This is a genomic window from Micromonospora sp. AMSO1212t (assembly GCF_008868145.1).
Taxonomy (GTDB): Bacteria; Actinomycetota; Actinomycetes; order Mycobacteriales; family Micromonosporaceae; genus Micromonospora; species Micromonospora tulbaghiae.
The window spans coordinates 1-12,229 of record NZ_WBKS01000161.1 but is presented as its reverse complement, the minus strand read 5'-3'; the positions used below and the strand labels follow the sequence as shown (position 1 = coordinate 12,229).

At 72.2% G+C, this 12,229-nt stretch carries 12 protein-coding genes; 7 read left to right on the top strand and 5 right to left on the bottom strand.

What is annotated here, in order from left to right:
* The first annotated feature begins 91 nt into the window (after positions 1–91).
* Complete coding sequence (locus F8279_RS26965) at positions 92–820, top strand: SDR family NAD(P)-dependent oxidoreductase (protein WP_091426909.1); 729 nt, start codon at positions 92–94, stop codon at positions 818–820.
* 51 nt (positions 821–871) lie between these two features.
* Here the strand turns inward: F8279_RS26965 and F8279_RS30845 are convergent, their stop codons facing one another.
* Both F8279_RS30845 and F8279_RS26960 read right to left on the bottom strand, forming a co-directional pair.
* Positions 872–997, bottom strand: a complete 126-nt coding sequence (locus F8279_RS30845; protein ID WP_255474251.1) for a hypothetical protein — start codon at positions 995–997, stop codon at positions 872–874.
* On the bottom strand, positions 994–2,412 hold the full coding sequence (locus tag F8279_RS26960) for an OFA family MFS transporter (RefSeq protein ID WP_151501434.1): 1,419 nt from the start codon (positions 2,410–2,412) through the stop codon (positions 994–996). Before F8279_RS26960 ends, F8279_RS30845 begins: the two co-directional genes overlap by 4 nt.
* A 180-nt stretch (positions 2,413–2,592) precedes the next feature.
* On the opposite strand from F8279_RS26960, the gene pdxY reads away from it, so the two are divergent.
* From pdxY to F8279_RS26935, 5 genes are all read left to right on the top strand, one after another.
* Entirely contained in the window at positions 2,593–3,444 is an 852-nt protein-coding gene (gene pdxY / locus F8279_RS26955) for a pyridoxal kinase PdxY (protein WP_091426907.1), read from the top strand.
* A 98-nt stretch (positions 3,445–3,542) separates the two neighbouring features.
* Positions 3,543–4,007 carry a helix-turn-helix transcriptional regulator gene (locus F8279_RS26950; protein WP_013286348.1) on the top strand — a complete coding sequence of 155 codons (465 nt, stop codon included), beginning with the start codon at positions 3,543–3,545 and terminating at the stop codon, positions 4,005–4,007.
* Between the two features lie 5 nt (positions 4,008–4,012).
* Positions 4,013–4,423 carry a VOC family protein gene (locus tag F8279_RS26945; RefSeq protein ID WP_091427082.1) on the top strand — a complete coding sequence of 137 codons (411 nt, stop codon included), beginning with the start codon at positions 4,013–4,015 and terminating at the stop codon, positions 4,421–4,423.
* Between the two features lie 8 nt (positions 4,424–4,431).
* Positions 4,432–4,881, top strand: a complete 450-nt coding sequence (locus tag F8279_RS26940; RefSeq protein WP_091426905.1) for a pyridoxamine 5'-phosphate oxidase family protein — start codon at positions 4,432–4,434, stop codon at positions 4,879–4,881.
* A gap of 26 nt (positions 4,882–4,907) precedes the next feature.
* Entirely contained in the window at positions 4,908–7,283 is a 2,376-nt protein-coding gene (locus F8279_RS26935) for an excinuclease ABC subunit UvrA (RefSeq protein WP_151501433.1), read from the top strand.
* Between the two features lie 39 nt (positions 7,284–7,322).
* Here F8279_RS26935 and F8279_RS26930 read toward each other — a convergent pair whose 3' ends face one another.
* From F8279_RS26930 to F8279_RS26920, 3 genes are all read right to left on the bottom strand, one after another.
* Positions 7,323–8,030 carry a response regulator transcription factor gene (locus F8279_RS26930; RefSeq protein ID WP_175438876.1) on the bottom strand — a complete coding sequence of 236 codons (708 nt, stop codon included), beginning with the start codon at positions 8,028–8,030 and terminating at the stop codon, positions 7,323–7,325.
* A 98-nt stretch (positions 8,031–8,128) separates the two neighbouring features.
* Entirely contained in the window at positions 8,129–9,391 is a 1,263-nt protein-coding gene (locus F8279_RS26925) for a sensor histidine kinase (protein WP_091426903.1), read from the bottom strand.
* Positions 9,392–9,398: 7 nt separating this feature from the next.
* A complete protein-coding gene (locus F8279_RS26920; RefSeq protein WP_151501432.1) occupies positions 9,399–9,968 on the bottom strand; it encodes a hypothetical protein in 570 nt (189 codons plus the stop codon).
* 288 nt (positions 9,969–10,256) lie between these two features.
* Between F8279_RS26920 and lanKC the strand changes: the two genes are divergently transcribed.
* The coding region (gene lanKC / locus F8279_RS26915; protein ID WP_151501431.1) for a class III lanthionine synthetase LanKC at positions 10,257–12,229 on the top strand (1,973 nt) is incomplete at its 3' end.

The window sequence follows — 12,229 nt, the reverse complement described above, 5'->3', positions numbered from 1 at the left end:
GCACCAACGCGCGCCCCATGTGACAGTCCTCTCCACCCCGGATGGTCCCGCCCACGGTAACGTCGCCCCCACCGCACAGGGGAGAAGGGCATTGACCTCCGTCACCATCATCACCGGGGGAGGGCGCGGCATCGGCGCGGCCACCGCCCGCCGGCTCGCCACCGAAGGCCACGACCTGGTCATCGGCTACCGCGCCGACCACGCGGCCGCCGAGGCGGTGGCCGCCGACGTACGCGCCGCCGGCCGCCGCGCGGTCACCGTCGCCGCCGACACCACCGACCCCGACGAGGTACGCCGGATCTTCGACGCCGCCGACCGGCTCGGCCCGCTCACCGGCCTGGTCAACAACGCCGGCGTCACCAGCCCGATCGGCCCGTTCACCGACCTGCGCGTCGACGACCTGCGCGAGGTCGTCGACGTCAACCTCATCGGGTACGTCCTCTGCGCCCAGCAGGCGGCCCGGCGGCTCACCCGCGGTGGCGCCATCGTCAACGTCTCCTCCGTGGCCGCGACGCTCGGCTCACCCGGGGAGTACATCCACTACGCCGCCGTCAAGGCCGCCACCGACACCCTCACCGTCGGGCTCGCGAAGGAACTCGCGCCGCACGGCATCCGCGTCAACGCCGTCGCCCCCGGGATCATCCGCACCACGATCCACGCCCGCTCCGGCGTGCCCGACCGCCCGGACAGCGCCGCCGGGCGGATCCCGATGGGCCGCGCGGGGGAACCCGAGGAGGTCGCCGGCGCGATCGCACACCTGCTCGGCGCGGACGCCTCGTACACCACGGGCGCGGTCCTGCGCGTCGGCGGCGGCCTCTGACCCGGGCGGCGGCCCGGGGGTTGCCGCCCCCGGGCCGCCGCGTCGCGTCTCCTACTGGGTGAACAGCTTCGCCGCCGTGATCACCGTCTGCACCACGCCGTAGCCCAACAGCGCCGACACCAGCAGCCACGACACCACCAGGCGAACCAGCTGCCCGCCACCGCTGTGCTCGTTCACGATCCGCTCCTCTCCGTCGATCCCGGCTGTCCCTGCTCCGTCTCGCCCCGCCCGGACGCGGGCTCGTGGTACCGCTGCGGCACCGGCCGCACCAGCAGGTTCGCCACCAGCCCCACCGCCAGCACGCCGACCATCGTGAACAGCGCCGGCCGGTACGCCGCCGCGGTCAACGTGCCCGGCTCGCCCTGCGCGTCGAGGAACCCGTTGACGATCAGCGGCCCGGCCACGCCCGCCGCCGACCACGCGGTCAGCAGCCGGCCGTGGATCGCGCCCACCTCGAACGTGCCGAACAGGTCCCGCAGGTACGCCGGAATGGTCGCGAACCCGCCGCCGTAGAACGACAGGATCACGGACGCCAGCAGCACGAACAACGCCGTCGAGGTCTGCCCCACCAGCGCCAGCACCAGGTACAGCACCATGCCCACACCCAGGTACACCACGTAGATCGGCTTACGGCCGATCACATCCGACGTGGACGACCACACGAACCGGCCCGCCATGTTGAACAGCGACAGCAGTCCCACGAACCCGCCGGCCGCCGCCACCGACACCGCCGACGTGCCGCCCTCGCGGAAGAAGTCCTGGATCATCGGACTGGCCTGCTCCAGAATCCCGATCCCTGCGGTCACGTTGCAGAACAGCACCACCCACAGCAGCCAGAACGACCGCGTCCTGACCGCGTTGGCCGCCGACACGTTGGCGGTGGTCACCAGCGGCTTCTCGGCCACCTGGGCCGGATCGAACCCGGCCGGGCGCCAGTCCGGCGCGGGCACCCGCACGTTGAACACCCCGAACATCATGATCACGAAGTAGCCGACGCCGAGCGTCACGAACAGCCACACCAACGCCGACCCGGACGCCGTCGAACCGCTGTCCGACGGGTCGTAACCCGCGTCGTAGAACGACAACAGCTGCCGGGACAGGGGAGAGGCCACCATCGCCCCACCGCCGAACCCCATGATCGCCAGCCCGGTCGCCAGACCCGGCCGGTCCGGAAACCACTTGATCAACGTGGAGACGGGGGAGATGTAGCCGATCCCCAGACCGATGCCGCCCAGCACGCCGTACCCCACATACAGCAGCCACAGCTGCCCGGTCGCGATGCCCAGCGCACCGACCAGGAAACCCGCCGCCCAGAAACACGCCGAGACGAACATCGCCTTACGCGGCCCGTTCGCCTCCACCCACGTACCGGCCACCGCGGCCGACAACCCCAGCATCACGATCGCGATGCTGAAGATCACCCCGATCGCCGTCTGACTCGTGTCGAAATGCGCGATCAGGGAGTTCTTGTACACGCTCGTCGCGTACACCTGCCCGATGCACAGATGGATCGCCAGCGCCGCCGGAGGGATCAGCCAGCGGCTGTACCCCGGCGGCGCGACGGTGTGCCGACGATCGAGTGCGGAAAGCATCGTTGCTTCCTCCGTCCAGATGGCGAGAACACAGGCGGTTCATGCCCCCACCGCACGCTGCGCCCAAACCCGCCCCGCGCCCGGCGGTCGAAACGCTGAGCCGAACGGTCACCGCCGCAGCCACCCGTCATCACCCCACCACCGCCCGTCACACCCGCCCCGGGATGCGACCATGAGCAGGTGAAGATCCTGTCCATCCAGTCGTCGGTCGCCTACGGCCACGTCGGCAACTCCGCCGCCGTGTTCCCACTGCAACGCCTCCGACACGAGGTCTGGCCGGTCCTGACCGTGCACTTCTCCAACCACACCGGCTACGGCGCCTGGCGAGGCCCGCTGCTCGCCCCCACCGACGTCGCCGACGTCATCGCCGGGATCGAGGACCGCGGCGTGCTCGGCACCGCCGACGCGGTCCTCTCCGGCTATCAGGGCGACCCCGCCGTCGGCGCGGTCATCCTCGACGCCGTCGCCCGCGTCAAGGCCGCCAACCCGGCCGCCCTCTACTGCTGCGACCCGGTCATGGGCGACGTCGGCCGGGGCATGTTCGTCCGCCCCGGCATCCCCGAATACCTGCGCGACACCGTCGTACCGCGCGCCGACATCGTCACCCCCAACCAGTTCGAGCTGGAGTTCCTCGCCGGCCGCACCACCGACACCCTCGACGATCTCCTCGCCGCCGTCGACACCGTCCGCGCCGCCGGCCCACGGCACGTCCTGGTCACCAGCGTCCTGCACGGCGACCTGCCCGCCGGGCACCTGGAGGTCGTCGCCGTCTCCGACGAGGGCGCCTGGGCCGTCACCACCCCGCTGCTGCCGATCGCCCCCAACGGCGGCGGCGACGTCACCGCCGCCCTCTACCTCGCCCACCTCGTCACCACCGGCTCACCGCAGACCGCGCTGGAACGCACCACCAACTCGATCTACGCGGTACTCGAGGCGACCCTCGAAGCCGGCACCCGGGAACTGCAACTCGTCGCCACCCAGGACGCCATCGCCGACCCACCCACCCGCTTCGCCGCCCGCCGGCTGCGCTGACCGACGGTACGGGTGCGCCCGGGCCGCGGGTGCACCCGGCGGCGACTCGCCGCTCGAACAGGTGGACGACACCACCGCCCAGCAGGCAAGATGCGGACGTGCCACCGCACCCGGCCACCGACGACCCCGCGTTCGCCCAACGCCTGCGCGACCTGACCCGGCTGCGCCGCGTCCGCGACCGCATCGACCGCGAGTACGCCAAACCCCTCGACGTCGAAGCCCTCGCCCGCGGCGAGCACATGTCCGCAGGCCACCTCAGCCGCCAGTTCCGCCAGACCTACGGCGAATCCCCGTACGCGTACCTCATGACGCGCCGCATCGAACGCGCCATGGCCCTGCTGCGCCGCGGCGACCTCAGCGTCACCGACGTCTGCTTCGCCGTGGGCTGCCAGTCCCTGGGCACGTTCAGCACCCGCTTCACCGAACTCGTCGGCGAACCACCCAGCGCCTACCGCGCCCGCCACGCACCCGACACCGCGGAACCACCCCCGTGCCTGACCAAACAGGCGACCCGACCGATCAGGAATCGAGAAGCCCGCACCGGCCGGCCACCACTAGCGTGACCACCATGACGATCACCATTCACTACGCGTTCCTGCCCCACACCGACGCCGACGCCGCCCTCGCCTTCTACCGCGACACCCTCGGCTTCGAACTGCGCAACGACGTCGGCTACCAGAACATGCGCTGGCTCACCGTCGGACCGCCGAACCAGCCCGAGACCGGCATCGTCCTGCACCCGCCGGCCGCCGACCCCGGCATCACCGACGACGAACGCCGCACCATCCTCGAACTCATCGCCAAGGGCAGCTACGGCGCGCTCACCCTCGCCACCGACGACCTCGACGGCCTGTTCGACCGCCTGGCGGCCAGCGGCGCCGACGTCGTCCAGGAACCCACCGAACAGCCCTACGGCGTACGCGACTGCGCCTTCCGCGACCCCACCGGCAACCTCATCCGCATCAACGAGCGGCGCTGACCCCACCCATGACCGACGCGCCCCGCACCCGCGCCCGCCGCCGCCACGACACCACCCACCGCCTCGACCACGACGTCGACTGCTGGGTCGCCACCGCCGACCCCGACGGCACCCCGTACCTCGTGCCCCTGTCCTTCGACTGGGACGGCGACACGCTGCTCGTCGCCACCCCGGCCGACAGCCCCACCGGCCGCAACCTCGCCACCGGCCGCGCGCGCATCGGCCTCGGCCCCACCCGCGACGTCACCATGATCGACGGCGACGTGGAAAACCTCGCCATCGACGCCCTGCCCACCGAGCGCGGGGACCGCTTCGCCACCCGAACCGGCTTCGACCCTCGTACCCTGACCACGCCCTACCGCTGGTACCGCATCACGCCGCGCCGCATCCAGGCCTGGCGCGAAGCCGACGAGCTGCCCGGCCGCACCCTGATGCGCGACGGCCGCTGGCTCGACTGACACCCGCAAAACCGGACGGAGACACCATGAGCAAGGCCACCGCCGGCCTGCACCACGCCGACAGCCACGACATCATCCGCGTCCACGGCGCCCGCGAGAACAACCTGCGCAACGTCGACGTCGAGATACCCAAACGCCGCCTCACCGTCTTCACCGGCGTCTCCGGCTCCGGCAAGAGCTCACTGGTGTTCGGCACCATCGCCGCCGAGTCACAGCGCCTCATCAACGAGACCTACAGCGCCTTCGTCCAGGGCTTCATGCCCACCCTGTCCCGCCCCGAGGTCGACATCCTCGAAGGCCTCACCACCGCCATCATCGTCGACCAGGAACGCATGGGCGCCGACCCCCGCTCCACCGTCGGCACCGCCACCGACGTCAACGCCATGCTGCGCATCCTGTTCAGCCGCCTCGGCGACCCCCACATCGGCCCGCCCAACGCCTACTCGTTCAACGTCCCCTCCGTACGGGCCGCCGGCGCCATCACCGTCGACCGCGGCCCCGGCAAGACCCAGACCAAGAAGGGCACCTTCAACCGCCTCGGCGGCATGTGCCCCCGCTGCGAGGGCCGCGGCGCCGTCACCGACTTCGACCTCACCGTCCTGTACGACGAGAAGCTCTCCCTCAACGAGGGCGCCATCACCATCCCCGGCTACAGCATGGACGGCTGGTACGGCCGCATCTTCCGCTCCAGCGGCCTGTTCGACCCCGACAAGCCGATCCGCGACTACACCAAGCGTGAGCTGGACGACCTGCTCCGCAAGGAGCCCACCAAAATCAAGGTCGACGGCATCAACGTCACCTACACCGGCCTCATCCCGGCCATCCAGAAGTCGATGCTCGCCAAGGACGTCGACGCCATGCAGCCCCACATCCGCGCCTTCGTCGAACGCGCCGTCACGTTCACCACCTGCCCCGACTGCGACGGCACCCGCCTGGCCCCCGAAGCGCGCTCCTCGAAGATCAACGGCATCAACATCGCCGACGCCTGCGCCATGCAGATCAGCGACCTCGCCACCTGGGTACGCGACCTGCACGAACCCTCCGTCGGCCCGCTGCTCAAGGCACTGGGGGACACCCTCGGCTCGTTCGTCGAGATCGGCCTCGGCTACCTCAGCCTCGACCGGCCCGCCGGCACCCTCTCCGGCGGCGAGGCCCAGCGCACCAAGATGATCCGACACCTCGGCTCGTCCCTCACCGACGTCACCTACGTCTTCGACGAACCCACCATCGGCCTGCACCCGCACGACATCGCCCGCATGAACAGCCTCCTGCTGCAACTGCGCGACAAGGGCAACACCGTCCTGGTCGTCGAACACAAACCCGAGACCATCGCCATCGCCGACCACGTCGTCGACCTCGGCCCCGGCGCCGGCAGCGCCGGCGGCACCATCTGCTACGAAGGCACCGTCGGCGGCCTGCGCGCCAGCGGCACCACCACCGGCCGCCACCTCGACGACCGCGCCACCCTCAAGGACAAGCTGCGTACGCCCAGCGGCGCGCTGCCCATCCGCGGCGCCCGCACGCACAACCTGCGCGACGTCGACGTCGACATCCCCCTCGGCGTCCTGGTCGTCGTCACCGGCGTCGCCGGCTCCGGCAAGAGCAGCCTCATCCACGGCTCACTGGCCAGACGCGAGGACGTCGTCAGCGTCGACCAGACCGCCATCCGCGGCTCCCGCCGCAGCAACCCGGCCACCTACACCGGCCTGCTCGACCCCATCCGCAAGGCCTTCGCCAAGGCCAACGGCGTCAAGCCCGCCCTGTTCAGCGCCAACTCCGAAGGCGCCTGCCCGACCTGCAACGGCGCCGGCGTCATCTACACCGACCTCGGCATGATGGCCGGCGTCGCCAGCACCTGCGAGGACTGCGAGGGCAAGCGGTTCCAGCCCGCCGTCCTCGACTACCACCTCGGCGGCCGCGACATCAGCGAGGTCCTCGCCATGTCCGTCGACGAGGCCGAGACGTTCTTCAGCGACGGCGAGGCCCGCACCCCGGCCGCCCACACCATCCTCGACCGGCTCTCCGACGTCGGCCTCGGCTACCTCACGCTCGGTCAGCCCCTCACCACGCTGTCCGGAGGGGAGCGGCAACGGCTCAAGCTCGCCACCCGGATGGGGGACAAGGGCGGCGTGTACGTCCTCGACGAACCGACCACCGGCCTGCACCTGGCCGACGTCGCCCAACTGCTCGGCCTGCTCGACCGGCTCGTCGACGCCGGGAAGTCCGTCATCGTGATCGAGCACCACCAGGCCGTCATGGCGCACGCCGACTGGATCATCGACCTCGGCCCCGGCGCCGGTCACGACGGCGGCCGGATCGTCTACGAGGGCACCCCGGCCGACCTCGTGGCCGCCCGGTCCACACTCACCGGCGAACACCTCGCCGACTACGTCGGCGCCTGACCGCCGTGCCCGCTGAGGCCCCCGGCCGCGCCACGGGCCTCAGCGGGACAGGCCGGCCATCCGGGCCGGCGGCGCCGTGCCGGGCTCCACCAGGCCGCACTGGTACGCGGCCACCACCGCGTGCGTCCGGTCACGCATCCCCAGCTTCGCGAGAACCCGGCTGACGTGGGTCTTGACCGTCGCGTCGCCGAGCACGAGATGCTCGGCGATCTCCCGGTTCGACATCCCGTACGCCATGAGCACCAGGACCTCGCGTTCCCTCGGGGTGAGCCCGCGCATCTGGACCGGTGTGGGCAGCCCCGGGTCGGGCCGGGCGGCGAGGTCGTCGAGCAGCCGCCGGGCGACGGCGGGATCCAGCCACGCCTCTCCGTCGGCCACCGCGCGGATGGCCGACACCAGTTCCTCGGGCGCGGCGTCCTTGAGCACGAAACCGGAGGCGCCCGCCCGCAGCGCGGCGTGCACCGCCTCGTCCACGTGGTAGGTGGTCAGCATGATGATCCGTACCGGCCGGTCGGCGTCGTCGATGAGCTTCTCCTCGGCCATCGACCTGGTGGCGGCCAGACCGTCGGTGCCGGGCATCCGCACGTCCATGAGCACCACGTCCGGGCGCAGGCGCCGACCGAGTTCCACGGCCTGCGCCCCGTCGTCGGCCTCGGCGACGACCTCGATGTCCGGCTCGTTCGTCAGGAGCATCGCGAGTCCCGCCCGTACGAGCGGCTGATCGTCGGCGAGCAGCACCCGGATCATGAAGGCTCCCGTCGTCGGCGGCCGTGACCGCGGCCCCACCACATGATCATCGGTGTCGGCGTCGGCGGCTAGCCGGATGTCGCACAGCGGACACGCGTTCACCCGACAGCGGGCACCCCGCCGTCACCCGGCGCCGCCACGAGGTCGCCGCGCTGCGCGACCGGCAGCGTCGCGCTCACCCGGAACCCGCCCTCGGGACGCGGCCCGGCGACCAGGCGACCACCGACGCGTTCCAGCCGCTCGGCGAGGCTGGCCAGCCCGTTGCCGGTCGACAGTCCCGCCGCCGTGCCGCCCGCCTCGCGGCCCGTGCCGTCGTCGTCGACGCGCAGCAACACCACCCGCTCCTGCCACGCGAAATGCACCGTCGCGCAGGCACGCCGCCCGACGTGCTTCAGCGTGTTCGTCAGGCTCTCCTGCACCGTCCGGTACGCCGCCAGCTCGATACTCGGATCCAGCGGCCGAGGGCTGCCGGACACCGACATGGTCACCGTGAGCCCCGCGCACCGCATCGACGTCAGGAGCACCTCGATGTCGTCCAGCCGCGGCTGCGGACCCGGCTCACCGTCGGCCGCCGGACCCGAGTCGGCCCGCATCACCGCCAGCAGCCGCCGCAGCTCCGCCATCGCCTGCTGCCCGGCCTGCTGGATGTGCAGCAGCGCCTCCCGGGTCCGCTCCGGGTCGGAGGCGCTGATCCGCGCGGCACCGGCAGCCTGCAGAACCATCACGGTCACCGAGTGGGACACCACGTCGTGCAGCTCGGCGGCGATCCGGCGACGCTCCAACGCCACCGCCTCGGCCCGGGCCAGACGCCGTTCCCGTTCCAACTGGGCCACCCGCCGCCGGTGCCGCCGCACCACCGAACCGGCCGCAAACGCGGCGGCGTAGATGAGCGCGAACATCAGCGCGGTGACCGCGAACTCCCCGGCCCGCGCGCCCGGGCTCGGTTCCACCCGGAACGAGTCGAGCGCGCTGAGCAGGCTACGCGCGCACGCCGCCGCGTACGCCGCCGCCGACACCACGAACGGCCGCAACGCCGCCACCGTGTACAGGGCGACGATCAGACCCACCCACGGCCGGTAGTCGTGCACCAGGAACCACATCGCCGCGCCGTGGGCGCACTCGAACACGAACACGGCGACCGGCGCGCGGGCCCGCCACCACAGGGCGCCGATCGACAGCACCGCGGCGAGCACCTGCAGCCACTGCCGGGCCGGGCCGACCGGCTCGCTCTGGATCACCACCGACGAGGCCGTGAACAGGTCGAGCAGGCACAGCACCGGCAGCAGCAGAAAATCGTGACGCCACCATCTCGCAGCCCGCGCCGGGCCAGACGGCGCCACCGCACCGGTCACCGTGGTCATCGGCGGGCTAGGAGTCTTCGGCCGGGCAGCCGATCCCGAACAACCGGCAGGTCCAGGACAACGGGGAGCCGTCGTCGTCACCGCCGCCGTCACCGTCCGGCGGTGGCGTGGCCGCGCTCACCCGGTGCGTCGTCACCGGCGCCGCCGGCCGGCCCGGCACACCCGGCCGGCCCGCCCCCACCAGCACGACCGACGGCACGACGGCACCGGCGGCGTCCGCGGCCACCCGCCACCGCCGGTCCTCGTCGTCAGCGAGCAACGCCAGCACCCGGCGCACCGCCGACGCGTCGGTGCCGTACCCACCGGGAACCGTCTCCTCGGCGATCGACACCATCAGCAGGTCCGCCGGGTCACGGTGCAGCACCGACACCTCGGCGACGGTGAGCGGCCGCACCTCCGCGCCGGTGACCCCGACCAGACGCACCGCGTCACCGGACCGCGGCCGGCCGGCACCCACCGTCCTCAGCAGACAACGCCGGCCGTCCAACGCGACCCCACGCGCGACTGTCACCCACCCGGCCGGCCGCTGCGCCTGCAGGAGCAGAACCGTCGGCGGCGACTGGACCTCGGTCTTCATCAAGGACCTCCAGAGAACAGGGAAAGGGCGGGCGAACAGCCCGCGTACGCGACGAATTCTGGCCGACACCGGGCCCGCGGACGTCCCCGTACCGGGTGACATCCGGTGTCACCTTCCAGACGGACCCCCGGCACCCCGCACCGGGCCGGGGAGGACCCCGAACCTCGGCCCACGGCCCGACGCCAGGACCGGCCGGCTACGACCACGATGGAACCAGTCCGGACGACGGCGGCGACACACCGAACGCCCCGGACACCCATCCCATCCGTCACGGCCGCGAGGATTGCCATGCCCACGCCCGGTGCGTTCCTGATCGCCGACCCGGTCCACGTCGACTCACCGGCGTACGTCGCCGACACGGCGAGCCGGTTCCCGCTGGCCGACCAGACCCCGCCCACCGGCTGGCGCGTCGCCGAGCACGGCGGCTGGATCATGTGGCACCCCACCCAGGCGCAGCTGCCGCAGCAGGGCTGGAAGGTACACGTGTCAGTGGGCCTCGACGACGCCGCCGACGTGCTCGACCTGGTACGCGACCACTGCGTACGCCACCACGTTGCCTTCAAGTTCCAGCGCAGCCGCCGGCTCGCCCTGGTCAACAACGAGAAGTACGCCCACCGCGCCGGCAGCGGCAAACTCGCCGCCCTGTACCCGGCCGACGACACCGCCCTGCGCCGCATCCTCGACGACCTCGGCGCCCGGCTCGCCGGCTACCGCGGCCCGTACGTCCTCAGTGACCTGCGCTGGCACGACGGCCCGCTCTACCTGCGCTACGGCGGATTCGCCGAACTCTGGTGCGTCGACGGCGACGAACCCGTCCCCGCCGTCGTACGCCCCGACGGAGTCCTCGTCCCCGACCGGCGCGAACCCGTCTTCACCGTGCCCGACTGGGCCCCCGTACCCGGCTTCGTCGCCGAACGCATCGCGGCAGCAGCCGCCGAGACCGACGACGACCCGCCGTACCGCATCGACGAGGCCCTGCACCACTCCAACGCCGGCGGCGTCTACCGCGCCACCGACCTGCGCGACGGCCGCACCGTCGTCCTGCGCGAAGCCCGGCCGCTGGCCGGGCTCGACGGAGCCGGCACAGACGCGCTCACCCGCCTGCGCCGCGAAGAGGACATGCTGCGGCGCCTCGCCGGCCTCGACTGCGTACCACGACTGCTCGACCGCCTCACCTGGTGGGAACACGAATTCCTGGTCGAGGAGTTCGTCGAGGGGGACACCCTGCAACACCACCTGGCCATGCGGCACCCCCTGATCCACCCCGACCCCACCGACCAGGAACTGGCCGACTACACCGCGTGGGCGCTCGACGTCATCGACCGGGTCGAGACGGCACTGTCCCAGGTACACGCCAGGGGAGTGGTCTTCGGCGACCTGCACACCGCCAACGTCATGATCCGACCCGACGGCCGGATCGTGCTCGTCGACTTCGAACAGGCGTACCTGGTCGACGAGGACTTCACCCCGTCACTGGGCGACCCCGGCTTCGCCACCCCGCGGATACGTCGCGGCCCGGCCGTCGACAGGTACGCGCTGGCCTGCCTCCGACTCGCCGTCTTCCTACCGATCACCCAGCTCACCGCCCTGACCGACGACAAGTTCCACGACCTGACGAGCGCGGCCCGACGATTCCCCCTGCCGGCCGGCTACCTCGACCGCATCCGCGACGACCTGCACACCGCACGCACCGCGCCCACCACCGACGGCGCCGGCACCACGGCACCCGACCGCAGCCGCGTCACCCGCTTCCCCTGGCCCACCGGCCAGGCCGCCGACCACACCCCGCTGCTCGAATCACTCGCCGCCGGAATCCGCGCCACCGCCACACCGCACCGCACCGACCGGCTCTTCCCCGGCGACCCCGGACAGTTCCCGCACGGCGGCGCCGCCCTCGCGCACGGCGCCGCCGGCGTCATCTGGGCACTGGTCACCACCGGCGCCGACTACCCCGAACGCGACGAACACCTCGACTGGCTCGTCCGCGCCGCACGACGCCTACCCGCCACGCACCTCGGCCTCTACGACGGCCTCGCCGGCATCGCCGCGCTGCTGGACCACACGGGACGCCACGACGACGCCGCAGAACTACTCGACCGATGTCGCACCGGCCTCCACGACCGGTACGGCCCCGGCCTGCACAGCGGCCTCGCCGGCATCGGACTCGCCCTGCTCCGCACCGGCCGACCCGTCCCCGACGACGCCCTGCGCATCGGCGACCGGCTCGCCCGCACCCTCACCGGCGACACGAAACAGCCCGT